General features: G+C 71.0%; 17 protein-coding genes. 8 read left to right on the top strand and 9 right to left on the bottom strand.

All coding sequences use genetic code 11. The features are described 5' to 3' along the window. Window positions 1-101 precede the first annotated feature (101 nt). Together VFA06_RS03470 and VFA06_RS03465 are read left to right on the top strand one after the other, a co-directional pair. On the top strand, window positions 102-1,871 hold the full coding sequence (locus VFA06_RS03470; RefSeq protein WP_414639816.1) for an AMP-binding protein: 1,770 nt from the start codon (window positions 102-104) through the stop codon (window positions 1,869-1,871). A 135-nt stretch (window positions 1,872-2,006) separates the two neighbouring features. After that, window positions 2,007-3,242, top strand: coding sequence for an FAD-dependent monooxygenase (locus tag VFA06_RS03465; protein ID WP_324838903.1), 1,236 nt, complete (start codon window positions 2,007-2,009; stop codon window positions 3,240-3,242). Between the two features lie 45 nt (window positions 3,243-3,287). Here VFA06_RS03465 and VFA06_RS03460 read toward each other — a convergent pair whose 3' ends face one another. The 4 genes from VFA06_RS03460 to VFA06_RS03445 all read right to left on the bottom strand — a co-directional run bounded on the left by VFA06_RS03460 (window position 3,288) and on the right by VFA06_RS03445 (window position 10,387). Further along, window positions 3,288-4,013, bottom strand: coding sequence for an ABC transporter ATP-binding protein (locus VFA06_RS03460; protein WP_324838902.1), 726 nt, complete (start codon window positions 4,011-4,013; stop codon window positions 3,288-3,290). Next, the gene (locus VFA06_RS03455) at window positions 4,006-4,956 is read right to left on the bottom strand and encodes an ABC transporter ATP-binding protein (RefSeq protein WP_324838901.1); all 951 of its coding nucleotides are present in this window, start codon (window positions 4,954-4,956) and stop codon (window positions 4,006-4,008) included. Before VFA06_RS03455 ends, VFA06_RS03460 begins: the two co-directional genes overlap by 8 nt. Further along, the gene (locus VFA06_RS03450; RefSeq protein ID WP_324838900.1) at window positions 4,953-6,476 is read right to left on the bottom strand and encodes a hypothetical protein; all 1,524 of its coding nucleotides are present in this window, start codon (window positions 6,474-6,476) and stop codon (window positions 4,953-4,955) included. Before VFA06_RS03450 ends, VFA06_RS03455 begins: the two co-directional genes overlap by 4 nt. Window positions 6,477-7,090: 614 nt before the next feature. Beyond that, the gene (locus VFA06_RS03445; RefSeq protein WP_324838899.1) at window positions 7,091-10,387 is read right to left on the bottom strand and encodes a hypothetical protein; all 3,297 of its coding nucleotides are present in this window, start codon (window positions 10,385-10,387) and stop codon (window positions 7,091-7,093) included. Window positions 10,388-10,626: 239 nt separating this feature from the next. Between VFA06_RS03445 and VFA06_RS03440 the strand changes: the two genes are divergently transcribed. Further along, a complete protein-coding gene (locus VFA06_RS03440) occupies window positions 10,627-11,358 on the top strand; it encodes a dienelactone hydrolase family protein (protein WP_324838898.1) in 732 nt (243 codons plus the stop codon). On the opposite strand, the gene VFA06_RS03435 is transcribed toward VFA06_RS03440, so the two are convergent. Continuing rightward, the gene (locus tag VFA06_RS03435) at window positions 11,249-13,186 is read right to left on the bottom strand and encodes an AMP-binding protein (protein WP_324838897.1); all 1,938 of its coding nucleotides are present in this window, start codon (window positions 13,184-13,186) and stop codon (window positions 11,249-11,251) included. The genes VFA06_RS03440 and VFA06_RS03435 overlap by 110 nt on opposite strands. A 442-nt stretch (window positions 13,187-13,628) precedes the next feature. Here VFA06_RS03435 and VFA06_RS03430 point away from each other — a divergent pair, with 442 nt between their 5' ends. Then, entirely contained in the window at window positions 13,629-14,021 is a 393-nt protein-coding gene (locus VFA06_RS03430; protein WP_349260037.1) for a helix-turn-helix transcriptional regulator, read from the top strand. A gap of 69 nt (window positions 14,022-14,090) precedes the next feature. After that, complete coding sequence (locus VFA06_RS03425) at window positions 14,091-14,531, top strand: VOC family protein (RefSeq protein ID WP_324838895.1); 441 nt, start codon at window positions 14,091-14,093, stop codon at window positions 14,529-14,531. Between the two features lie 22 nt (window positions 14,532-14,553). On the opposite strand, the gene VFA06_RS03420 is transcribed toward VFA06_RS03425, so the two are convergent. Together VFA06_RS03420 and VFA06_RS03415 are read right to left on the bottom strand one after the other, a co-directional pair. Beyond that, entirely contained in the window at window positions 14,554-16,908 is a 2,355-nt protein-coding gene (locus VFA06_RS03420) for a sensor histidine kinase (RefSeq protein ID WP_324838894.1), read from the bottom strand. Further along, a complete protein-coding gene (locus VFA06_RS03415) occupies window positions 16,905-18,296 on the bottom strand; it encodes a hypothetical protein (protein WP_324838893.1) in 1,392 nt (463 codons plus the stop codon). The genes VFA06_RS03420 and VFA06_RS03415 overlap by 4 nt, the downstream gene beginning before the upstream one ends. Before the next feature lie 163 nt (window positions 18,297-18,459). Between VFA06_RS03415 and VFA06_RS03410 the strand changes: the two genes are divergently transcribed. From VFA06_RS03410 to VFA06_RS03400, 3 genes are all read left to right on the top strand, one after another. After that, a complete protein-coding gene (locus VFA06_RS03410) occupies window positions 18,460-19,134 on the top strand; it encodes a response regulator transcription factor (protein ID WP_324838892.1) in 675 nt (224 codons plus the stop codon). Between the two features lie 232 nt (window positions 19,135-19,366). Beyond that, the gene (locus VFA06_RS03405) at window positions 19,367-21,247 is read left to right on the top strand and encodes a CHRD domain-containing protein (protein WP_324838891.1); all 1,881 of its coding nucleotides are present in this window, start codon (window positions 19,367-19,369) and stop codon (window positions 21,245-21,247) included. Between the two features lie 297 nt (window positions 21,248-21,544). Then, window positions 21,545-22,930 (top strand): ammonium transporter, encoded by a 1,386-nt coding sequence (locus tag VFA06_RS03400; RefSeq protein WP_349260036.1) that lies wholly within the window; start codon window positions 21,545-21,547, stop codon window positions 22,928-22,930. 7 nt (window positions 22,931-22,937) lie between these two features. On the opposite strand, the gene VFA06_RS03395 is transcribed toward VFA06_RS03400, so the two are convergent. Next, window positions 22,938-24,041: a LacI family DNA-binding transcriptional regulator gene (locus VFA06_RS03395; protein ID WP_324838889.1), complete on the bottom strand. Its 1,104-nt coding sequence runs from the start codon at window positions 24,039-24,041 to the stop codon at window positions 22,938-22,940. Window positions 24,042-24,090: 49 nt separating this feature from the next. Then, on the bottom strand, window positions 24,091-24,887 hold a 797-nt coding region (locus VFA06_RS03390), incomplete at its 5' end, for a cellulose binding domain-containing protein (RefSeq protein ID WP_324838888.1).

The following is a 24,887-nucleotide window of genomic DNA, read 5'->3' as shown; positions in this document are numbered from 1 at the left end:
CCGGCCGGTCAGGACCGAGGGTCGTGTCCGCCCCTGCCGTTCGGCCCGTCGCGTCCGGCCGGGAAGGCTCGGCCGCCGCCTTCCAGTGAGCGGAGGGAACTATGTCAGAGCACGAAGCCACAACCCACGAAGTCACAGCCCGCGAAGCCGCAACCCAAGAAGCCCCAGGGCGCGTGGCCCCGGAGCGCGAAACCACCGCGGCGTTCCGCGCCGCCCGCGACCTGCTGCTCGCGCACCGCGACGACTACGAGGGCGCGTATGAGAAGTTCACCTGGCCGGCGCTGACCGAGTTCAACTGGGCGCTGGACTGGTTCGATGTGATCGCCGAGGGCAACGAGGCGCCGGCGTTGCGGATCATCGAACCCGACGGTTCGCAGCTGTCGCGCTCCTTCGCGCAGCTGTCTCAGCGCTCGAACCAGGTCGCCAACTGGCTGCGCGCCCAGGGCGTGCGGCGCGGGGACCGGATCCTGGTGATCATGGGCAACCGCGTGGAGCTCTGGGAGACGATCCTGGCCGCGATGAAGCTCGGAGCCGTACTCATCCCGGCCACCCCGCTGCTGACCGCCAACGATCTGCGGGACCGCATCGAACGCGGCGAGGTGCGCCATGTGATCGCGGTGAGCGGTGACGAGGACAAGTTCGCCGGCATCGAGGGCGCATATACGCACATTGTGGTCGGCCCGCCGGTGTCGGGATGGATCTCCTTCGCCGAGGCCGATACGGCCCCGGTCGACTTCACACCGGACGGTGTGACCCGCGCGGATGACACGCTCCTGCTTTACTTCACCTCGGGCACGACCGCGCGGCCCAAGCTCGTCGCGCACACGCACGTCTCGTATCCGGTCGGGCACCTGTCCACGATGTACTGGCTGGGCCTGCGTCCGGGCGACGTCCACCTCAACGTTTCCTCGGCAGGCTGGGGAAAGCATGCCTGGAGCAGCGTGTACGGGCCCTGGAACGCGGAAGCCTGCGTGCTCGTCTGCAACTACACGCGGTTCGATCCGGCCTGGCTGCTGGAGCAGATGAATCAGCACGCGGTCACGAGCCTGTGCGCACCACCCACCGTGTGGCGCATGCTGATCCAGGCCGATCTGTCGGTGCTGCGCAGACCGCCGCGCACCGTCGTGAGCGCGGGAGAACCGCTCAATCCCGAGGTGATCGAACAGATCCAGCGGGCCTGGCAGGTCACCGTCCGCGACGGTTATGGCCAGACCGAGACCACGCTGCAAGTCGGGAACACACCGGGGTCGCCGGTCAAACCCGGCTCCATGGGCCGCCCCGCTCCCGGCTACCGGGTCAAGCTCCTCGACCCGGTCACGGGCAGTGCCGCGCGGGAGGGCGAGATCTGCCTCGACCTCAACCCCCCGCCGCTCGGCCTGATGGCCGGCTATCTCGACGACCCGCAGCTCACCGCCGAGGTGACGGCCGGGGGCTACTACCACACCGGCGACATCGGGTCCTGCGACGACGATGGGCGCATCACCTTCATCGGCCGCGCGGACGACATCTTCAAGGCCTCGGACTACCGGATCTCCCCGTTCGAGCTGGAGAGCGTCCTGGTGCAGCACGAGGCAGTGGTCGACGCCGCCGTCGTCCCCGCGCCCGATCCACTGCGGCTGGCCGTCCCGAAGGCCTTCGTCCTGCTCGCGGCCGGCTGGGCGCCCACCGAGGCCACGGCACGCGCCATCTTCGAGCACTGCCGCGAGCGCCTGGCGCCCTACCAGCGCATCCGCCGCCTGGAGTTCACCACCCTGCCGACGACCGTCTCCGGCAAGATCCGCCGCGTCCAGCTCAGGCAGGCGGAGGCCGACCGGCCGCCGGGCGCCGGGCCGCGACCCGCCGAGTTCTACGACGAGTCGGGCCGCCGCTGACCGCGCGGCGACTTGGCCGTCTCCAGCAAATCTCTGCTGAACTCCAACGCCGTTCGCGAGATGCTGTCCGGTGATTGCGGCGGACGGGGACGCACGCCGTCACGCTCGCTCCTCGGCGCGGCGAAGGGGAATCGCATGCAGGGCGGTCGGGTCGGCATCGTCGGCGGCAGCATCGCGGGATGCGCGGTCGCGCTCGCGGCCGCACGCGGGAAGGCCGACGAGACGGTGGTGTTCGAACGCGCCACCGGCGAACTGCGGGAGCGCGGCGTCGGCCTGGCTGTCAACGAGGACCGCTACGCGGAGCTGGAGGCCGCCGGGTTCGTCGACGACGGCATGCCCTGGGCGGCGGTGAGCTCCCGGCGCTGGTTCGCGCAGGGCGAGGAGTCGGCGCTCGGGCGCGAAATCGCGACCGTGCCGTTCCGCGCTCGGGCGTACAACTGGGGATCGCTCTGGCACGAACTGCGGCGGCGAATTCCCGCGGCGGTCGAATACCGCGCCGGCGCCGCGGTCGTCGAGGTGCGCGACGGTGCGGACGCCGCGACGGTCGCCTTGGCCGACGGGAACGAGGAGCGGTTCGATCTCGTCGTCGGCGCCGACGGTTACCGGTCGATCGTGCGCGCATCGCTGTTCCCTGATACTCAGCCTGAGTACGCCGGATACTTCCTGTGGCGCGGCACATTCCCGGTCGAGCGCCTCGCGGAGCTGGACGGACTGCTTCGCCGCGGGGAGCGGTGGTCAGCGCAGGAGGCCGCGACTGTCGGCGTGACTGGCGGCCACATGATCGCCTACCGCATCCCCGACACCACGGGGATCAACCAGGTCATGAACTGGGGCCTGTACGGTCAGGCACCGGCGTCGGCACTCGGCGTAAAGCTGGACGAGCCGACCAGCATCCCGCCGGGCACGATGACTGACACGCTGCTGGACTACCTGCTCGCGCAGGCCGATGACCTGCTGCCGCCGTACTGGGCCGCGATGGTGCGTCTCACCGACCGGGAACGGTTCTTCGTCCAGCCCATCTACGACCTCGAAGTTCCTGGATACGTCGGCCTACGCACACTGTTGGCCGGCGACGCGGCGACCATCACCCGTCCGCACGCAGGTGCCGGCGCGACCAAGGCGCTGCAGGATGCTGCGACCCTCGATCGCTTGTGGGCCCAGGCGTCCGACTGGCCCGAGCTGCTGACCGGCTACGGCGCGGCCCGGCTACCGGTCGGCCGCGCCGCAGTGGACCTCGGCCGGCGAATCGGCCGGGATCAGGTCGTTGACGCGCCGCAGTGGACCGACCTCGACCCGGCCGGTTTCCAGGCCTGGCTGGCGTCTACGATGCGCTCCGACACCGTCGGCGGGCGGTCCCTCGCGGCGCGCTAGCCGCTCGGCGGGCCGGTCTCCGAAGTGAGCGGCTGAGGTGTCGAATTAGATAGATGCGGGACGGAGGTGGCCGTCGCGCAGGTCGAATACGTCATCGGCGAGTTCAGCCATCCGTGCGTCATGAGTGGCGACCAGCACGGTGACCGTTCCCGAGTCGACGATGCGGCGCAGCAGGCGCATGATGAGCAGTCCGGTTTCGGCGTCGAGGTGGCCGGTGGGTTCATCGGCGATCAGCACGCGTGGACGCTGGGCGAGCGCGCGGGCGATCGCGACGCGCTGCTGCTGGCCGCCGGAGAGCTCGGCCGGCCGATGCCGCGCGTGCGAAGCGATGCCGACCTCCTCCAGCACCCGCGCGACCCGCTCCTCCCGCTGCTGCGGCGGGATTCCGGCGATCCGCAGCGGAACCCCGACGTTCTCCGCGGCGCTCAGGAACGGGACCAGCCCGAAGGACTGGAAGACGAAGCCGACCTCGGTGCGGCGCAGCAGCAGGCGCTCGCGGGCCGTCATCGCGGACACGTCGCGGCCGCCGACCCGGATCCGGCCGCCGGTCGGCAGGTCCAGGCCGCCGGCGATGCCGAGCAGCGTGCTCTTGCCGGAGCCTGACCGGCCGCGAATCACGGTCAGCCGTGCCGGCTTGAGCTCCAGATCGACCCCGCGCAACGCCCGCACCGCGGTGTGCCCGCTGCCGTAGGTGCGCTCGACCCCGCGAAGCTCGATCAATGCGTCACCGTCTGCCGAGTTCGAGCTGCGCGACGCGCCGGTATCAGCCATCGTTGTTTCCCCGTGCCTCATCCTCCGCCGCCGGCTCGCCGTCCACGTGCTCCAGCGCTGGGTGTTCTGCGGCCACCTGATACGGCCACACGCCGATGTGGCCCGGTTCGTGGGTCAGCCGCACGCGGTCCCGGATTCCAAGCGGCTCGCTGTATTCACGCGGCAGTTGAAGGCGGCCGTTTCGGTCGACCATCGCGTATTCGACGCCTTCCGTGTCCCCGTGCGCGACGGCCCGCAGGGTCTCAGTAGCGGTGCGGCCGTCGCGAATCGCCACGGTACGCCGCACGTGCGACGCGATTCCGCCGTCGTGGGTCACGATCAGCACCGTGACGCCGTGCTCGCGGTTGGCCGTTCGCAGCGCGCCGATCACGACTTCGGCGCTTTCCGAATCCAGCTCACCGGTCGGCTCGTCCGCCAGCAGCACGGACGGGTTGTTGGCCAGGGCCACCGCGATCGCGGTGCGCTGCCGCTCGCCGCCGGACAGCCGCGCCGGGATCCGGTCGCGGCAGTGCCCGACGCCCAGCGACTCGAGCAGGTCCGCGGCCCGCGCCTGCCGCCGACGGCGCCCGGTCCGGCTGAAACGCAGCGGCTGCGCGACGTTCTGAGCGGCGGTGAGGTGGGGCAGCAGGTTGCTGAGCGGGTTCTGCCAGACGAATCCCACCGTCGTGCGCCGGTAGGCCAGCCGCTGCCGGTTCGTCAGGCCGGCGAGTTCCTGTCCCGCGACGCGCACCGATCCCGCGGTTGGCGCGTCGAGCCCGGCCAAGATCCCCAGCAGCGTCGATTTACCGCTTCCAGACGCGCCGACCAGGGCGGTCAGCTCGCCGCTGGCCACGGTCAGGTCGAGTCCCTGGAGCGCCTGCACCTCCAGCGCCTCGGTGCGGTAGATCCGCACGAGCTGTTCGCACTTGATCGCAGGCTCCTGCGAAGACGGCGATTCGATCACCGGACCTCCCCCTGTTCCAGGACTCGCGCACCTCTCGGCACGCCGGCGCGGCCGATCGAACTCACCGCCGGTATCAGCCCACTGAGCACCAACGCGGGGACCGCCACGGCGAGGGCCGCCGCAGTCAGGGCGCCCGCGTCCGCTGGGACCGCCAAGCCGAGGGCGGGCCGGACCGTCCACAGCAGCGGCACTGTCGCGACCGCTCCGATCAATGCACTGACAAGCACGAGCGGCGTCGATTCGACCAGAGCGATTTCCGTCGCCTGCCGGGCGCTCAGGCCCATCGCCGACAGCCTCGCCGCGTCTGCCGCGCGGCCGGCTTCAACGACCCTCGTAGCGAACAGGGCAGCCACGCAACCGGAAACGACGGCGGCGATCGCGAGCACGTCCAGGGCTGTGGTCGTGGCGGAGCCGAGCGGGTCGAACCGGCCTGCGTGTGGCGCCCGCGCCAACTGAACGGCGAGATCCGCGGTGCATCCTGCGGTCGTGAGCACTAACGCCGCGATCTGCGCGCCGATAGGACGTCGCGCCGCCCGTGCGACCCCGAGCAGGCCGACGATTCCGGATCCGCGGGCCGCCCACCGGTGCGTCCTGCGCAAGGCCGCTGGCAGTGCATTCACGATAGCGAGGGCCGCGAGCGCAGCCATGAGGACCGGTGCGGCAGCGGCATAGGGGTTGATCGCGCCGCCTTCATCAATGCCCTGTGTCCTCGCGAGATCGAGACCTGCGGCGCACGCCACAGCGACTGTACATTGCGCGACGACGCGCCGGCTTCGTGTGCCTCTCGTCCGCCGCCGGGTCGTCATCGCGGCGTTCATTTTGCGCGGCCAGTGCATGAAAAGGGTGCACAGTGCAGGCGCGCATGCCGTGACCAGGGCGGCGCCGACGATGTGTCCGTATACGCTGCTCGGCGTCAGCCCTGGGAGAACGAAGCCGAGGAGAGCCCCCGCGCCCGCGGCGGGAAGGGATACGACGAAGCCGTCCGAAAGGCTTTCGAGCACCAGGAAATGGACCGGTGCGCCACGTGCGCGCTGGACCCGCGCCTCCGCTCGCCGCGCCTCGGTCGCCGCGAGGGCGAGCAGGATGGCGGTGATCGCCGCGATCAGCCCGATGCTCGTCTCCGGCATCGCCAGTTCGAGTGCCGCGGTGTGCTGCTCTTTCGCGAACGCGTGCAGCAGCGGCGCGAGCGGAGAGTACAGCGTCACCGGGACGCCGTCGGGCTGATCGTAGGCAAGCGCCGATTCGATGCCTGACATGGTGGTCAGTCGGTCGCCGAGGGCCGCGGCATGGTCCGCGTCCACCCGGTCCGTCGCGACGGTGAAGCCCCACCACAGCTGGAAGAGGGCCGCGGCGTGGTCGGCGAGCAGCGCGTCCGCCTGAGCGGGGCCGATGAGCGCGGACACGGCCCAGTACGGACTGCCCGCGTTCAGGTGTTCCAGTTGCGGCGCGCCGAGCGCGGCGTCGGAGGCCCAGAACGCGGCGGCGGGATCGGTGGGCGTCACCAGGCCGACCACGCGCACGCTGACCAGTCCGGATCCGTCCGGGGCCAGGAGAGTCAGCACGGAGCCGATCTGGGCGCCGAGCCGCGCCGCGGTCGCGGTGGTGAGATCGGCTTCAAGCGGTGTATCCGGAGTCGGTTCGGCAGTGCCCGGCGGTGGAGCGGACGGGCGGCGGCCCGCCAGCAACCGCGAGTGCAGCGCGTAGCTGTCGCGGTATATCAGCCTCATACGAGCGGGGACGGCATGAGGCGCCGCGGCGGCCGGCCAGGATGCCATCGGGGTCTCCGGCGTCTCGAACGCGGTCCACATGGATGATGGTGCTGCCGAAAGCGGAAAGTGCGCGGCGAGTACGGCGTGCACCTGCGCGGTCGACGCAGTGAACGAGGCGACTGTGGGCTGCGACTGAGTGCTGTAGCCGGACCAGTCGGTTGTGGCCGTGACGGTCGATTCAGTGGACGATGCGGCTGCGATCTCGCTGTGCAGTGCGCGAGTACGAGACGCCAGATCCATGCGCATCCCGGCGGTGATCGCGAAGCAGCCGAGTCCGGCCAGCGCGGCGAGCGCTGCCGCGGCAGGGCGCCGCCACGCGTTCGCCGCATACCACGCCACGATCCGCGACGCCGCGGCCACCCTAGTCAAAGCTCTGCTCCTTTGGCCGCGGCTGAGAGCCGGCGTTCGCGCAACGCGGAGGAGAACGGTCCGGCGATCGCGACCGCCGTCAACCCGAGGGCCGCGAGCGCGGCCTCCCACGGGAGGAAGACGATCAGCGCAGGAGGCGATGGCGGCTGCCCGTCCGCGGCGAGCACGAACTCGGGAATCAGCAGTCGCGCGACCACCCATCCCAGGCCTGCGCCGAGTAATGCGGCGGGCACCGCCACAGCGCCGTTGAGCAGGCAGCGAATCGCCAGGCGCTGGCGACCGTCCGCTCCGAGCAGCGTCAGGATCCTGTCCTGCTCGGTGCCGGTACCGGCCGCCAGGCTCGCGGCCAGGCACAGGGCGGCCAGCAGCGGCAGTCCGGCCGCGCCGACCAGCATCGGCGTCGTCGCGGCGCGGGAGAGCGGATCCGCGGCCAGTTGGCCGGCGGCCCCGGCGGCAGTCGTGACCGCGGAGCCGGGCGGCAAGCCCGCGGGAACCGTGCCAGGTGCGGCGCTCAGCCACCATTCGTCGGTCGGGAACACGGCGCCGCCCCGCGCCACCGCCGCGGCCGCGAGGGTCGGCAGATCGGTGATCAGCGCCCCGGGACCGGTTTCCGGGAGGGTCGGGAACGCCTCGACGGAGCCGACGATCCGCGCGGACAGTGCGGCGCCGTTGACCGTGATCGGCACCGTGGCGCCTACTGCGGTCCCGGTCGAGTCCAGATAGGCGCGAGTGGCGATCGCCGGCAGCGCCGCCCGAGCGGGCCTCGCGCTCAGCGACAGCGAGGCCTCGATCGGTGTGCACTGATTCTGGCCCGACCAGTCTTCGCCCACGCCGGTGTAGAAGTCGACGACTGTGCCATCACCGGGCGCGACGCGAGGCGTTGACGCGCTTGGCTCCTCGTAGGGCATGGTCGAACTCAGTGAACTGCCGAGGAACGAAGCACCGCAGTGGATGTCGCCGCCACCCCAGGTGGTTGTCACCTGCCACGATGCCAAGGCCGCGGCAGAGCCGGCCACCGTCGCGCCTGCTGCGCCCACGCCACGCCCGGCGAGTGCGGACACTGAGAAGTCGGCCTGCGCGGAGGCCGTGCTCGGCGCCTGGTAGGCCAGGTCCAGCCGCAGCACTCTGATCGGGTAAGCGACGCGCGTTTGCCGGGCCGGATCCGCCGCGGTGAGCCTCGCGGACAGCGTGTGCTGCGCGCCGTCAGCAGGCAGGCTGCCCAGGTCGAGCCGATAGGTCATGCCGACTCCGTCCTGCACCGTCGCCGCCACGGTCGCCGAGGGGAGGGTAGGAGGGCTGGCGGTGAGGCTAGCGCGAAGAGCGAGGTCGACAGGTGCGCCCGGCAGGGTTACCCCGATGGATCTCGTCGCCGGATCCGGCGCGGCGCCGAGTTCCCGCCACACCGCATCAGGCTTTTGAGACGCCAGATCAGGCCGCAGCAGCACGGTGTTCGCTGCCGCGGCGGCGTCGAGCGCGAGCAGCGATGCGCCTTGCGACTGCGCGATCCGCACGACCGGCGTCGCCGCCCGGACCCCGGGCGCGTGCGTCACCTCACCGACCTGGTCAAGCGACAGCGGCGCGGCCGTGTCGACCCGCACCTGCGCTCCGGTGGCATACGAAGCCTGATCGATTTGGGAGCGCTGCCCGCTCGCGTGCTCAGCCAGCGCGAAGGTGCTGCCGCCGACCGCGGCCACGCAGATCAGTGCCGGGAGCGCGTAACCCAGCGGCCTGCGGCTCAGTTGCCAGCAGGCGAACACCACCGGCAGCCACCGGGCAGCGCTCGCGCCGGATTCGGCCCGCCGGGCCGCCGCGGGCAGCAGCCGCCCCACCAGCGCCGCGACGGCGACGACCACGAGCGCCGGAGCCGCCGCGACCACCGGATTGGCGCCTAGCAACCCGTTCGTCCCGGTGCCGAGCAGCGGCGAGCCGGAAGCCTGCCACAGGGCGAGCGCGGCGAGCACGAGCAAGGCGAGATCGGCGCCGTCACGCAGCGCGCGGGCCAGCGCGGGCTGCCGGCCGCGGGCCACCGCGAGCTGAGCCGGCGGGGCCGGGCGAGCCGCGCGGACGCACACCACCGCCGCTGCGGCGACCGCGATCAAGGCGGCGGCGAGCCAAACCGCAGCGGACCGGCGGTGCACACCCGCCTGCGCGCCGAACGCCCCGGCCGCTGCCGCCAGAGCCAAGAGGCCCACCTCCGGCCAGTAACCGGCGGCCAGCCGCGCACCCGATGCGCCTCGCGCCCGATTCAACGCGTCCTGCGCGGCGCTCTCGCCGGTCAGCAGCGAGGCGGCCGTCACCAGGCCGGCCGCCGCCACGAGCGCCACCAGCAGGCAGGTCCCGAGCAGTTCGGCGTGCGCGGCCGCTTCCCGAGCGTCCAACGCGGACAGGTCAGCGGCCAACGAGCCGCCGACCACGTACCGGGGAAAAGACACGGCACTGAACGCCGTCGCCATCGTCGCGGCCTGCGCGGCCGAACGCACCGGATCACGCGCCGCCGCCGTGGTCGCAAGGACCAGCCACATTCGGCTGTCGACGCTCAGCGCGCCGGTCCGGAACGCCGAGTCGTCCACCGCGAGTGGCGCGAACAGGGTGTACGGACCGTCCGCGCGGAAGCCGGAAGTCCCCACGTCGTCCCATGCCCACCAGGACGCCGGAGCGCCAGCGCGCCGAAACTCCCCGACCACGCGCAGCCGGATCGTCGTATTGCCGGCCGCATCGGGCAACGCGATGACGGAACCGATGCTCATATGCAATGCGGTGAAGACGCCCTCGGGTGCGGCAACCGGGACCGCGGCCCCCTGCGCGGTCGGCCCCGGCCAGCTCCCGGCGACGAGCACCGCGTGCCGCGCGAGACTGCTCGCGGCGAACGCCTTGATGAACGAGTCCGGCGCGGTGCCACGCACTGACCGCAGCGACAGCGAGTCAGAGCGCGTGATCAACTCGGTGGAGTACTCGCCGCCGCTGACCGCATCGCGCACCGCGCGAGGCAAGGCACTGAGCTGTCCGGCCGGTGTGGAATCGCCCGCGCCGCCGGATCCGGCCGAGTTACTGACAGAACCCTGAGTAGCTGTGATCGCGGCGTCCGGCATGGCGGCCAGATCCGTCGCGGCGGCCTGTGGCAGTAGCGCGGCCCACGTCACGATCACCAGAGCGGCGTACGCCGAAGCCATCGCGGTGATCGCACCGAGCGCCGCGATCGGCACTCGGCGCGCACCGAGTCGCCGTGTCGTCGCGCGCGCTGCGGCGGCGAGCTCGAACGCGACCGGCTGATGGCGCGCGTCGCGGCTCGTCAACGCCCCGATCCAGCCGCTGAGAGCGCTCTCATGCCGACGAGTTTCTCAGCCCTCGACTTCCCGTGCAACTGGCCGGCGCCGGCACCGCCCCGAGTGCGTGCCCGTCGTGGTTCGCGTGACACAGTGCGCTGGCGTGGCCCTAGCGGTAACTCAGCTGCCCGGGAAAGGTCGCGGGCTTGCTCTCCGGGCGGCAACGATGGCCCTGTCGTCGGGTGCCTGGCGGACATAGGGTTCTAACCATGGGATTGCTCGACTCTTGGACTTCCGGTAGCCACACGGCCGACGGCGTCACGCATCCGACGTACCGCAAGGGCAGCGGACCGGGCGTGATCGTGATCCACGAGCTGCCCGGGATCACGCCCGAGGTCATCGCGTTCGCCGAGGAGGTGGTGGCACGGGGGTTCACGGTCGTGCTGCCGTCGCTCTTCGGCCGCGACGCGGCCGCGGCGAGCGGCCGGGAGATGCTGCGCAGCGTCGCCCAGGTCTGCGTCAGCAGGGAGTTCAGCCTGTTCGCGCTCGGGCGCACCGTCCCGGTGGCCGCCTGGCTCAGATCCCTGACGCGTGAGCTGCACGCCGAGCTGGGCGGACCCGGCGTCGGCGCCGTCGGGATGTGCGCGACCGGTGGGTATGCCCTCGCGATGCTCGCCGACGCGCCCGTCGCCGCGCCCGTGGTCGCACAGCCGGCGTCGCCGGCGCCGATCGGCAAGGCGCGGAAAGCCGACCTCGGGCTCAGCCCGGTCGACTGGGAGTCGGTCAAGACCAAGGTCGCGGCCGGGTGCCAGGTGCTCGGCCTGCGTTACGAGGCCGACCCCGCCGTCGGCAACCGCTTCGACACCCTGCGCCGCGAACTGGGCGACAACTTCATCGCGGTGGAGTTCCCCGGCCGCAAGCACTCCACGCTGACGGAGCACCGCCAGCAGGAGGGCGTTGACCGGGTGCTGGCATTCCTCGAGGACAAGCTCGAGGCGTAGCCGACGGCCCAGGGCCGATGACCGTCTCGGGCCCCGGCCCCGGCTCAGCCCCCTGCCACGGCCCCAGTTCCGGATCAGCCGGAGCCGGAGCCGGGAACGGGGCCGGGCCCGCGTCCGTCGCCGCAGCCATGGCCGCGCGCGAGGTGTACTCGTCGCGCACCAGGCGTCGCAGCACCTTGCCGATGATGTTGTGCGGCAGCTGGGTGCGGAACTCGACGAGCTTCGGCACCTTGTACGCTGCCAGGTGCTCCTGGCAGTGCTCGATGATCTCCTGCTCGGTGATCTGCGCGCCTTCCTTGAGCACGACGCAGGCCAGTACCGTCTCGCCGCGGTACGAGTCGGGCACGCCGACCACCGCGGCCTCCTTGACCGCCGGCAGCTCCATGAGCACGTCCTCGATCTCGGAGGGGAACACCGAGAAGCCGCTGGCGATGATCACGTCCCGCTTGCGATCGATGATGGTCAGGAAGCCGTCCGGGCTCATCACCGCGATGTCGCCGGTGTGCAGCCAGCCGTCGTGCAGCATGTTGTCGGTGTCGTCGGGCTCGTGCCAGTAGCCAGCGAAGACCTGCGGGCCGCGCACGGCCAGCTCGCCGGCCTCGCCGGGGCTCACCTCCCGGATGCCCTCGTGCTCGTCGACGATCATGACGTCGGTGTTGGGCAGCGGGATGCCGACGGTGCCCGGGCGGGCGTTGACCCCGATCGGGTTGCAGCTGACCACCGGTGAGGCCTCGGTCAGGCCGTAGCCCTCGACCAGCTGGCAGCCGGTGGCGTCCTTGAACGCGTCGATGGTCTCGGCCGGCAGCCGCATCGCGCCCGAGATGCATGATCTGAGCGCTTTGAAGGGCCGCAGCGCCTTGCGGTCGGCGGCGAGCATCTGCGAGTAGATCGGCGGAACGCCGGGGAAGATGGTCGGGCGCAGCTTCTTGGTCGCCTTGAACAGCAGTTCGAGGTCGAAGGTCGGCAGCTGCACCGTGGTGGCGCCGATGAGCACCGCGGTGAGCGCGAACACCAGGCCGTAGGCGTGGAAGCCCGGCAGCACGCTGATCGCCACGTCCTTGCCGGGGACCAGGTGCGGGTCCCACGCGGCCACCTGGTGCACGTTGGCGACCAGGTTGCGGTGGGTGAGCATGGCGCCCTTGGGCCGGCCGGTGGTGCCGCCGGTGTACAGCAGCGCGGCGTTGGCCCGCTCCGGGTCGACCTTGGTCTGCGGCCTTGGCCCGATGGCCTGCTCGAAGACGTCGTTCCAGCTCAGCACCGGAGCGTCCGGCGGCACCTCGGCAGTCAGCCGCTCCCTGGCCTCGCGGGCGCGGCGCAGCGGCAGGCGCATCGCGAGGCGCAGCTTGCGCGGCAGGTACTCGGTCAGCGAGGTGAGCACGACGTGCCGGAGGTTCGTTTCCGCCCGGATCCGCTCGATGCGGTCGTAGGACTGGTCGAACGCGATCGCGACGGTAGCGCCGCTGTTGTGCAGCTGGTGGCGCATCTCGTCGGCGGTGTAGAGCGGGTTGAACGGGACGGCGACCGCCCCGATGCGCAGGACCGCGAACCAGGCGATGGTGAACTGCGGGCAGTTCGGCAGGATCAGCGCGACCCGGTCGCCGCGCCGCACGCCGAGCCCGGCGAGGCCGTCGGCGAACAGGTCGACGAGCTTGAGCAGCCGCGCGTAGGTGATCTCCCGGCCGAAGTAGACCAGCGCGGTACGGCGTCCATACTGCTCCGCCGCGTCGTCGAGCAGCCGGGTGACGGGCACGTCGGGTATGTCGATGGTGTGCGGCACTCCGCGTGCGTAGAAATGATGCCAGGAACGCGCGAAAGCAACTTCCGACACTGAAACCATCCGTGACCTGACTGCGACTGTGGGGATACGGTCATGTTGCGGCTGAGCCGCGCTATAGCCTCGCCCTGGTCCGCCGCTATGTCCAGCCGGTGTCGGCCCGATTTCGTTCAAGAGCCGGGAAAAAGAATCCGCAGCTCGCGGCCTACGCGCGGGCCGGCTTTCGCAATACACATACTCGACCGTATGGAACATGTGAACGAAATTCCGGGACGGCGGCGGAAAGCGGCTCGCGCGGCGGCGGGGCATAACACCGCATCACCGGGCGGCGGCCGCGGTTTTCCGGGCGCGGCGATTCCCGCGCCTCCCGCGATCGCATTCCCCCGATCCGGTGAACGCCGGCGCGACGTGGCAGGCTGAAGGCGTGACCGATACCTCGCTCGGCGGCGACCAGGACCTCGCGCGGCTCAAGCTGCTGCGCCGCGCGAAAGATGCGATGGACCGCGACTGGGCGCAGCCCCTCGACCTGAACGCCGTCGCCGCGATCGCGGGCTACTCGCCGTACCACTTCATCCGGCTGTTCAAGCAGGCCTACGGCGAGAGCCCGGGGCGCTACCTGTCCAGGCGCCGGGTCGAGCGGGCGCAGGATCTGCTGCGCAGCGCGAACCTCACGGTGAGCGAGGTGTGCACGGCGGTCGGGTTCGAGAGCCTGGGCAGCTTCTGCACCCGTTTCAAGCAGTTCACGGGGCAGACGCCGACCCAGTTCCGAGACGCCGCGCTGCGCGGCGGGCCGGCTCCGGTGCCCGGCTGCTTCGTCCTGCTGTGGGCGGGCGGCTTCGACGGCGGCGACGCAAGTTTCGAGAAGCCGACTTCGCCCGCGCGCTCTTAGGCTGGCCGGGAAGCGGCAGGCAGGCGGACAGGCGGCGGGAGCGAGCCGCCCCGAGCAAGGAGCGCAATCATGATCACCGGGCTGACGATCTCGACGGTGTGGGTGCTCGACCAGGACTCCGCCCTGGAGTTCTACACCCAGAAGCTCGGCTTCGAGCTGCGTTTCGACGTGGAGATGGGGCCGGGCGCGCGGTGGGTGACTGTCGGCGCGAAGGGCCAGCCGGACCACTCGCTCACCCTCATGCTGCCGGGGCCGCCCGCAGTGGACCCCGAGTCCGCCCGGCAGCTGCGCGAACTGGTCGCGAAGGGCGTGCTCGGCGCCGGGGTGATGAGCACGGACGACTGCCAGAAGACCTACGAGGAGCTGTCCGCACGCGGGGTGGAGTTCATCCAGGAGCCCAAACGGCGGCCGTACGGCGTCGAGGCGCTGTTCCGCGACGACTCAGGCAACTGGTTCAGCCTGACCCAGCGCGCCGAGCAGTTCGACGAGAACGCTGCCTGGAGCGGCTGAGCCGGGCGGCCGCCAACCGGCCTCAGGGCATTGCGTTGCTCTTGCGGCTGGCGGCGAGCGCCGGGGGTTCGTCTTCACCGGACGCCGTCGGCACGCTGCCGGAGACCTTGGTTCCGGCGCCCGGCTCAGACTCGATCTTCAGGACACCGCCGGCCGCGCCGATGCGGTCGGCCATGTTCTGGATCCCGTTGCCGGTAGAGCCGGCGGCGTCGAACCCGGGCCCGTCATCGGCGATCTCGAAGAGCAGCCGGGAGCGCTCGCCCTCCCACCGCAGCGTGGCCACGACCGCCGAACCGGGGCAGTGCTTGACAGCGTTCTGAATCGCCTCGGCGCAGCAGAAGTACACGGCCGACTCGGTCTGCGGACCGAATCGGGCCCGGCGCGTCTCGTCGTCGACGTGGAAATCCACGTCCGCGCCGAGGGACTGCGCGAGCTCTTCCAGGGCCCTGATGACCCCGTGCTCGCCAAGTGCGGTGGGCGCCAGGCCGCGCAGCGTCTGGCGCAGGCTCAACGTGGCGTCGTCGATCTGCGAGCGCAAGCGCAGCAGCGCCTCACGCGCGGCGTCACTCCCCGATGCGACGAGATGCGATACCAGGCCGAGCGAGAGCCGCACCGCGGTCAGGCCGGGTTGCGCTCCATCGTGCAAGTCACGTTCCAGCTCGCGGCGCTCGCTGTCCTGCGCCGCGACGATCCGCCAGCGTGAGGCGCGTATCTCGGCGGCGCGCTCCTCGATGACGCGCAGCCGGTATTCGAGATCGATGGTCAGCCGCGCGTTGTGCATGACGACGCCTGCCGCGCGTGCGAGGTGATCGAGCAGCGTGCGCCGCTCGTTCGCCGGGGTGCGGCCTGCTTGGGCCGGGATGAGGAGCCTGCCGACCGGTGATCCGCGGTACTCGACGGCGATGGTTCGTTCCGCCTCTTCGACGCGGACCGCTTCGGACGGCCACTGATACCGGGCCTCGGTACCATCCTCGAGATCGAGACAGGCGACCGCGTAGCGAGTGCGCAGACCTTGCGCGACGATGCGCGCCAGGTCGGTGAGAGCCGACTCGCCCGGTCCGCCGCTGCCGCTGGCGGAGAGGGCTGATATCTGCGCGAGCACGTCGTAGGGGGCGGTGCGCCGGCCGTACAGCAGCCGGTCGGCGAGGCGTTCGAGTCGGACGCGCACCGGGTGGAACGCGAGCGCGACCAGACCCGCGGCGGCGACCTGCGGCGGGGCGAGCCAATCCGAGTCGAGGCCGAACCAGGCGTCCACGCGGACGACTCCGAACACGTACACGGCGCCGATCACCGCCGCCAGCAGGCCGTAGATCAAAGCTCGATTGAACAGCAGCTCGAAGGTCCACAGGCGCAGCCGCAGCAGCCCGACCAGGATGGCGCAGGGGGCTGCGACGGAGAGGAGGCGGAAGATCCAGAAGACGACGGTCTGGGAGCCGACCCCCTCAAGTCCCGGCAGATGCCCGGTCATGCCCGGCATCCCCGCGGTGATCCCGGGCATCTCCTTGGGCAGGCCGGGAGTGTCCGCCAACGCCTGTGTGCCCAGCGCGATTCCGACGAGCAGCACCGCTGCGGCGAGGGTTCCGCCCAAGGCCCACAACAGGATTCTCGACTGCTGCCGGCCTTCAGCCGTCGCGGGTCGAATCAGACGGCTGCGCTGCGCGACACCGCCGCAGAGCGGCGCGATCAGCCCGAAGAGGATCAGGAAGCTGAGCGTGTGGGGATACGCGGTGCCGGACGCACCGAGAGCGAGCGCCAGAAGCCCCGCGAGCAGGGTGATCGACACGCGCGCGGCGTGACTGCGTACGTTGATCCACTCAAGCTTCCCGGTCGGGAAGACGACCAGGGCCGCGAGGTACGCCGCAACCCCGATGCCGTGCAACAGGATCGTGTGCACCCAGTCGAACAAGCCGCTCGACCAGCCTGTCATCGCGGCCAGGGCGTCGATGCCGGTGTGGGCCTGGAGGTTGAACGCGGCCGCCGTCCCCATCAGACCGATCACGAGGAACCGCGAGGTCCAGTCGCGGCCGGCCAATCGCGTGGCTGCCGCGGCGACAAGGAGAAGCGCCGCGCTGTAGACGTAGTCGAGCACGACTCCGGTGACCGGATAGCTGTGCGCAGCGCCTGCGACCAGGCCCCGGCCGAACCAGGTCCACGCTGAGCCGTGCTTGCCGCCGGCCGCGGCCTGCGCCCACCTGTGCAGCGCAGCGGAGTGTGCCGCCATCGCGACGACGAGCCCGATCAGAAGCCAGATACCGACGAGAGCGGCGTACTGAGCGGCCGCGGCGTGCCACGAACCGGCACGGAGCCGGGCCCCGGCCTTCCCCGCCTCGGGCTGCTCAGCGGCCGGCAGGACCGGCTCAGGAGTCGAGGTTGTCATGCGCGGACCGCCCCGTCTTTCGTCGCCGCGCTTTCCTCGCTCGCCGTCAACGGCACCGCGAGCTCGTAGCGCGACCATTCCCGGCCGCTGGTGGCGCGCAAGGTCCCCTCCAGCGCCTCGACGCGGTCGGACAGCACCTCCGGCAGCTCCGGCGTCGCTGGCCGCGCCGATTCGCCGTCACCGGAAGGCTCGTCGCCGTCGAGGATCACGATGGTCAGCGACGCGTCGTCGACATCGACGTCCACGCGCAGCGGCCGTTCCGTCCCGGCAGGAAGCGAGCCGACCATCGCCGTGACGCAGAAGTACACCCCGGACTCCACTCGCGCCGGGAGCCTCGGCAGGCTCGGCGCGTTGAGCACGGCGCGCCGCGGCAGGTCGTTGAGAAGGTTCTCCAGCGCCGACGCCAGTCCGTGGTCGGTGAGCACGGCCGGGTAGACGCCGTGCACGATCCGGCGGAAGTCGCCGATCGCGGAATCGATCAGCCTCGCCATGCCGGCCAGCTCGTCGCCCCAGCGGGACGTGCGGCCGGCCTCGTCGTCGAGCAGCGCGGACACCGTGGCAGAACACTGCAACAGCGGATCGCCGACGTTCGCGCCGATCTCCCGGCCGAGCTGCTCCCGGGCGGCGTCGCGGGCCGCGAGCACCCGCCTGCGCGAGCTGTCGAGCTCGGCGGCCTGCTCGGTCTGCCGGCGCACGTGCTCGGCCAGCCGGGCGGTCAGTTCGGCGTTACGCAGCAGCGGCCCGGCCGCGTTCGCCATGTCCGCCGCCAGCCGCTCGTCGCGGGGAGTCAGGCCGCGGGTGGGTGCGACGGTTAATGCCAGCGCGCCGAGCGACTCCCCCGCGTCGAGTACTGAGACGAGGTGATCGACGCCCGGCGACGCCGCGAGTTCGGCGAGGTCTGCGACGCTTTCGCCGCCGCCCTCCAGAGCGCCGTCGTCCGGCCACCGCGCGGCACGGCGCAGCGTCCCGTCGGCCTCCCGGCACCAGACCGCGGCGGCCTGCGCCCCGGTCCCGGCCATCGCGAGCTGCGCCAGCCGCCGCAGCGCGGGCTGGTCCCGGCCCTCGTCCTGGTCTTGATCCCGGTCTTGGTCTACCGCGGACGCCGCGGCGACGAAGGAGGCGAGCGCGGCGTACGGCTCCCCCGTCGGCGGCCAGACGCGCCGCAGCAGCACGCGCGCGAGCGAACGGACCGGCTTCAAGCCGATCCCGCAGATCACGGCGGCCACGATCCACATCTGCAGGATCCAGTCGTCGGTCGCGGTCGACCACAGCGCGATGCCGCCCGCGACGACGAGTTCGTACACCGCGACCACGTATGCCGCGGCGAAGACCGTCTCGACCAGACCGCTCACGACCGCGCGAGCGCCGCCGCTCTCAAAACCCTGCATCGACTGCACCTCCCGGCCGACACGCCGACGACCGCGGGATCCGCGCCGCGCCGTGGCGGCTTAGCCGGCGGCGCTCTGGGAAACTTGTCGCGATTGACCGTGCAGCGCATCTGCGATCTGATGCGCTTTGGATACCAGACATCGCCGGGCGACGGGAGGGGCAGTGTCGATCCGCGTGGTCCTCGCCGAGGACAACTACCTGCTGAGGGCAGGCACCGCGGCGCTGCTCCAAGCGCTTGACGACGTCGAACTGCTCGCGGCGGTGGCGGACGGCGAGGCGCTGCTCGCGGCCGTCGAGGAGCACCGGCCCGACGTGGTGATCACCGACATCCGGATGCCGCCGGGCCACTCGACCGAGGGCCTGGCCGCCGCCGCGGCGATCCGCGAGCGCTACCCCGGCACCGGGGTGATCCTGCTGACCCAATTCGCCGACCCCCAATACGCCTACGAGTTCCTGCGCGCCGGCGCCTCCGGGGCCGGCTACCTGCTCAAGGAGCGCATCGGCGACATCGCCGAACTGCAGCGCTCGCTGCACCAGGTGGCCGCCGGCGGGTCCGCCCTCGATCCGCAGCTGGTCGAGGCACTCGTCACACGGCGCGAGCGGGCCGAGGGTTCACCGCTGGCCAGCCTCACCCGCCGCGAGCGCGAGGTCCTCGAGCAGATGGCCCAGGGCAAGAACAACGCCACGATCGCGAAGAGCCTGTTCCTGACCGAGCGCGCCGTGCAGAAGCACATCAACACCCTGTTCGCGAAGCTCGGACTCGGCGACAGCGTCGACATGGACCGCCGCGTGGCCGCGGTGCTCACCCTGCTCGACTCCAAATCTCAGCACCAGTGACCGAACCCTGACCAGGGCGCGCACGCCCCTGCCCGCGTGCCGCGCGCGAACCCGGCCGGGGGTGCACGCACACCCCCGCGTTCCGCATGCCTGCATGATCGTCTTCCCCGCCCCCGCCAGGCAGCATCAATAGTGCGATCAGGCACCGCACGGCCGGCAGGCAGAAGCGCAGGCGACCAGGCGACCAGGCAGCGGCCGGCCCGGAATTCGGCAGTCAGGGGTAGGGATCAGCATGAAGAAGGCACTCGCGTGCATCATGGCGACCGCGGTCGTCGGAGCCGCAGCGGCTTGCACGCCTAAGTCAGCGGGTTTGGGGACGATCGGCTCCGCGGCCAACGGGAAGACGCAGACCGGCACGGCGGCCCCGGGCACCTCCGGCGCGATGGACCAGAGCGGCGCGATGAACGGCAACACGACCACGCAGGGCGACGGCACGTCATCGCCGGCTGACTCCGCTTCGTTCACCCAGCCGGTCTCGTACGCGTTCCGCACCGTGAACGACGGCGCGGACCCGACGTTCAACCAGCTGCTCGGCATCAACAACTCCGGGGTCATCGCCGGGTACTTCGGCTCCGGGGCGCAGGGCCACCCGAACAAGGGCTACCGGGTGGGCAACGGCGGGGGCCACTTCGTGAACGAGAACTTCCCCGGCTCGGCGCAGACCCAGGTCACCGCGATCAACGGCCACGACGTGACGGTCGGCTTCTGGTCCGCCATGAACAACGCCAACCAGATGAACGACAACACCGGCTTCTACTACCGCGACGGCGCTTTCCACCGGGTCGCGTTCCCGACCGGCAACAACGCCAACCCGCCGGTGAACCAGCTGCTCGGCGTCAACGACTACGACAACGCGGTCGGGTTCTACACCGACGCGGCCGGCAACAACCACGGGTACGAATACAACATCGACCGCCACACCTTCCACACGATCACCGTCTCGCGGGCGACGAGCACCACCGCCACCGCGATCAACGACAACGGCGACGTCGCAGGCTTCTTCGCCGGCTCGGCCGGCGCGACCGAGGGCTTCCTGCTCACGGCGCACGGCACGCTGACCACCCTGGCCTACCCGGGCGCCGCGACGACGCAGGCGCTCGGGGTCAACGACCACCGCGAGGTCGTCGGCTTCTACCAGGTGGGCACGGGGAACGCCGCGCAGACGCACGGCTTCACCTGGACGGCGGCCGGCGGCTTCAAGCAGGTGGACGACCCGGCGGGGGCCGGCACCACCACGGTCAACGGCGTGAACGACGCCGGCGCCCTCGTCGGCTTCTACGTCGACGGCGCGGGCAACACGGACGGCATGCTGGCCACGCCGAGCCGTCCCGCGGTCCGCCACCTGTCGCTCGCGCCGATGCCGACCGGCAGCGTGACGCTGCACCGCGACGGCGACGGCAACGTCACGGCGACCGTGGCCGTCACCGGACTGACGCCGGGCTCGTCGCACACCGTGGAGATCGACGCGCCCGGTTCCTACGGCGCCACCACCCCGATCGTGCCCTTCGCCGGCCCGCTGACCGCCGGCGCCACCGGCGCGGCCAACGCGACGCTGCAGGCGACCGGCTCTGTCAGGACCCTGCCCTACGGCAGCCGATTCGTCATCCGGCTCGGCACGATCGGCAGCGACGCCACCAACTCCGGCAGCAATGGCAGCAACGGAAACACAGCGCTTGCCGCCGAGCCGATCGCGCGCAGCGGACAGCTCTCCTCCAGCCCGTGGGGTACGCGGTCGAGCCTGACCGGCATCGACGTGAACACCAACGGCGTCAACGTTGGCCCCTTGACCGGTCGGGCCACGATCGCTTACGACGCGGCTGCGCACACGCTCACCGTCACGCTCAACGCGGGCGGTCTGACGCCGGGCGCCCACGCCGCGCACATCCACAGCGGCAGCTGCCAGAGCCAGGGCGCGGTGCTCTACATGCTGATGGACTTCCAGGCGGACGCCCGCGGCAACGTGGTCGACCAAACCCGGACCGTCACCGGGGTCAACTCGATGCCGGCCAGCGGCACCTGGTACCTCAACCTGCACCAGGGCGACAGCAACACGATCGTCGCGAACGGCGCCCCCGCGCTGCCCTTCCGACCGCTGCTCTGTGCCAACGGATGACATCAGAACACTGAGCACTGTGCGGAGCCCTCGTACCGGAGGGCTCCGCACAGTGCTGTCTGCTCGCCGCGCTGAATGCTCGCTGCGCTGAATGCTCGCTGCGCTGTCTGCCCACTGCGCCGAATCCCCGGGGGCCGCGTCAACTAGTCGTAACGCCAGCGTTGCATTTGTCACCTGGCCGAAACATCTCGCGCCGCGTGCGGTAACGCTGCGCCGCGATCGTGTCGGAGCACCGCATCGCCCTGCTGACCTTGGCGAGAGCCGCGCCGACCGAAGGAATCGTTAACCGTGCCAACAGTGGACACCGGCAACACAGCGTGGGTGCTCGTGAGTTCCGCGCTCGTTCTGCTCATGACCCCCGGCCTGGCCTTCTTCTACGGCGGCATGATCCGCGCGAAGAACGTACTCAATATGCTGATGATGAATTTCATCTGCATCGCCGTGGTCACCGTCGCGTGGGTGCTCTACGGCTGGACGGTGGCATTCGGTAACGCGAACGAAGCACAAGGGAACGGTTTCTGGGGCACGCTCGCGCAGTGGGGGATGCACGGCGTCGCCACCGGCGCCGGCTCCGGCCATCCCGGCACCTACGGCTCGAGCGGCGTACCGATCTTCGCGGTCGCCTGCTTCCAGCTGATGTTCGCGATCATCACCCCGGCCCTGATCTCCGGCGCGATCGCGGACCGCACCAAGTTCGTCGGGTGGACGGTCTACGTGCTCGGCTGGGTGACGCTGATCTACTTCCCGGTCGCGCACTGGGTCTTCTCGCCCAACGGCTTCATCAACGCCAGGCTGCACGTGATGGACTTCGCCGGCGGCACCGCCGTGGAGATCAACTCCGGGGCCGGGGCGCTGGCCTGCGCCCTGGTGGTGGGAAAGCGCATCGGGTTCAGGAAGGACCCGATGCGGCCGCACAACGTGCCGTTCGTGATGCTCGGCGCCGCGCTGCTGTGGTTCGGCTGGTTCGGCTTCAACGCCGGCTCCACCTTCACCGCGGGCGGCCAGGCCTCGCTGGTGTTCCTGAACACGCAGATCGCCGCGTGCACGGCGGTGTTCGGCTGGCTGGCCGCGGAGAAGATCCAGCACGGCACGTTCACCACCGTCGGCGCCGCCTCGGGGGCGGTGGCCGGGATGGTCGCGATCACCCCGTCCTGCGCCTCGGTCTCCCCGATCGGCGCCATCTTCATCGGCCTGGCCGCCGGCTCAGTGTGCTGCTACGCGGTGAACCTCAAGTACCGGTTCGACTTCGACGACTCGCTCGACGTGGTCGGCGTGCACCTGGTCGGCGGCATCGTCGGCACGCTGCTGATCGGGCTGTTCGCCGCGCCGGAGGAGGTCTCGGGGTTCTCCAACGGCGCGCGGGCCGGGCTGTTCTACGGCGGCGGCCTGGACCAGCTGTGGGCGCAGGCCGAGGGAGCGGGCATCGTGTTCGCCTACACCTTCACGGTCTCCTACCTGCTGGCCAAGCTGGTGCACGCGACCATCGGCCTGCGGGTCAGCGCGGAGGCCGAGGTGACCGGGGTGGACCTGACCGAGCACGCCGAAACCGCCTACGACTGGGGCGGGCTGACCGGCACGCTGCACCGCGCGGCGGCCAGCGTCGCCGCGGCGACGGCGCCCGCTCGCGCGACTTTGAGCGCTGCGGACTGGGAATCCATGGAGGAATCAGAAGACGCCGTCTAGCACTCGTCTAGGAGCCGTCTAGAGTCACGGTCGCCGTTTGCGACGGTCGTGTCTTCGGACGCCGGTAGGGGCCGCTGCTTTCGCGCACGATCAGCTCCGGCTCGGCCCAGAGGCCGGGTTCGGGTGCGTTCTGCGGGTCGAGCAATCGATGCAGCAGACGGAACCCGGCCCGGCCGAGCCCTTCGAAGTCGAGGCGCACGGTCGTCAGCGCGGGACTGAGATATGCGGACTGCGGTGCATCGTCGAACCCTACGACGCTCAGCTCCTCGGGCACGCGCCGGCCGGTCTCGCGGGCGGCCCGTAGCACGCCGAGCGCGACGTCGTCGTTGCCGCACAGGATCGCGGTGACCGTGCGGTCCGCGAGGAGGCGGCGTGCGGCGAGGTATCCGGACCGCGGGGTCCAGCCGGCGTCGAGCTGTTCGGGCACGGTCCGGTCCGCCTCGTGCAGAGCGTCGCGCCAGCCTCGGGCCCGCTGCGTCTGATGCGTCGTGGAGGAGGGGATGGAGAGGTAGTGGACGGTCTTGTGGCCGAGGCCGAGCAGGTACCGGGTGGCGTGGGCGGCGGCGCCCCGGTCGTCGATCCAGACCTTCGAAAGCCTCGCCCCATCCGCGTCCGCCGCGTCGTCTGGCCGCTCGACCAACCCCACCACCGGATAGTCGGCGGGCAGCGCGGCCAGAGCGCGGACGCCCGCCGCCTCGAACGCGATCACGATCGCGGCGCGGCCCGGGTCGCCGAGCCGTTCGATCACGTCCTGCCTGCTGCGCGCGGAGTCCGGCTCCAGGACGCTGATCGCGACGGTGAACCCCGCCGCGCGAGCCGCCTCCTCGATGCCGCGCAACGCCGCCGCGCAGCCGTAGAGCGCGGTGTCGACGGTGAGCACGGTGACCGAGCGCACCGGCCCGCCCGCGAGCGCCTGGGCGGTGCGGCTCGGAATGAACCCGAGTTCGTCGATGGTCCGCAGCACGTGCGCCCGGGTGGACTCCCTGACGTTCGGCTTCCCGTTGATGACGCGCGAGACGGTCTGATGCGACACACCGGCGATCCTGGCGACGTCCCAGATGCTGAAGCTCGGGGTGGACGCCGGTGCGGCGATGTTACCGCTCTCGGTCACGCGATCATTCTCGGAAGCGGGCAGTCGGGTGTCAATCGAGGTAGGGAAGTCAGGAGCTGCAGTTAGCTCCGTTGAGGGTGAACGCGGTGGGTGAGGAATCGTTCGAGGTGAAGGTTCCCTGGAATCCGAAGGAGGTGTTGCCGCCCGGTGCGATCGTGCCGTTGTAGCTCGCGTTGGTGGCGCTGACCGCGGTGCCGGACTGGACCACTGTCGCGTTCCAGGCGTTGGTGACCTTCTGGTCGCCGGGGAAGGTGAACTTCAGGGTCCAGCCGTTGATCGCGCTGGTGCCGCCGTTGCTGATCGTCACGTTGGCCGTGAAGCCGCCGGGCCACTCGCTGGTCTTGGCGTAGGCGACCTGGCACGAGCCGCCGCTCTGGCCGCCGGTGACGCTCCAGCTGAAGGACGTGGTGCCGAAGGCTCCGGTCGAGTCCGTCGCGGTCACCGTCACGGTGCTGGTTCCCGCCGCCGCGGGAGTGCCGGAGATCAGGCCGGAGGAGCTGATCGCAAGGCCCTGAGGCAGTCCGCTCGCCGTGTACGTCAGCGTCTGCCCGGCGGCCGAGTCGGTCGCGTGGATCTGGAGCGCGGTGATCGGCGTGCCGACCGTGCCGGACTGGCTACCCGGGTTCGTCACCGTCACCGTGTTGCCGGTTGAGGAGCCGTTCGGCGTCAGGTAGATCGCGAAGGCGTCATGCGCCGCCTGGAAGGTGACCGGCACGGTGATCGAGCCGCTGGTGGCGCTGACCGTCTGGTTGTAGACCACCTGCGGGGAGCTGAGCGGGGCCTGGTCCGGGATGCGGTCCACGCGCACGTTCACGCTCCCGCTACCCGAGAGCCAGGACTGCGAGG

The sequence above is a fragment of the Actinocrinis sp. genome (assembly GCF_035653575.1).
In the GTDB taxonomy this organism is placed as follows: domain Bacteria; phylum Actinomycetota; class Actinomycetes; order Streptomycetales; family Catenulisporaceae; genus Actinocrinis.
Note: the sequence above shows the minus strand (reverse complement) of the source record. Positions and strands in the feature narration are given on the sequence as shown.

Bases quoted from the DNA above. Each gene is read 5' to 3' on its own strand.
- VFA06_RS03470 (WP_414639816.1), top strand. From the start codon at position 102: ATGTCAGAGCACGAAGCCACAACCCACGAAGTCACAGCCCGCGAAGCC.
- VFA06_RS03465 (WP_324838903.1), top strand. From the start codon at position 2,007: ATGCAGGGCGGTCGGGTCGGCATCGTCGGCGGCAGCATCGCGGGATGC.
- VFA06_RS03460 (WP_324838902.1), bottom strand. From the start codon at position 4,013: ATGGCTGATACCGGCGCGTCGCGCAGCTCGAACTCGGCAGACGGTGAC.
- VFA06_RS03440 (WP_324838898.1), top strand. From the start codon at position 10,627: ATGGGATTGCTCGACTCTTGGACTTCCGGTAGCCACACGGCCGACGGC.
- VFA06_RS03430 (WP_349260037.1), top strand. From the start codon at position 13,629: ATGGACCGCGACTGGGCGCAGCCCCTCGACCTGAACGCCGTCGCCGCG.
- VFA06_RS03425 (WP_324838895.1), top strand. From the start codon at position 14,091: ATGATCACCGGGCTGACGATCTCGACGGTGTGGGTGCTCGACCAGGAC.
- VFA06_RS03420 (WP_324838894.1), bottom strand. From the start codon at position 16,908: ATGACAACCTCGACTCCTGAGCCGGTCCTGCCGGCCGCTGAGCAGCCC.
- VFA06_RS03415 (WP_324838893.1), bottom strand. From the start codon at position 18,296: ATGCAGGGTTTTGAGAGCGGCGGCGCTCGCGCGGTCGTGAGCGGTCTG.
- VFA06_RS03405 (WP_324838891.1), top strand. From the start codon at position 19,367: ATGAAGAAGGCACTCGCGTGCATCATGGCGACCGCGGTCGTCGGAGCC.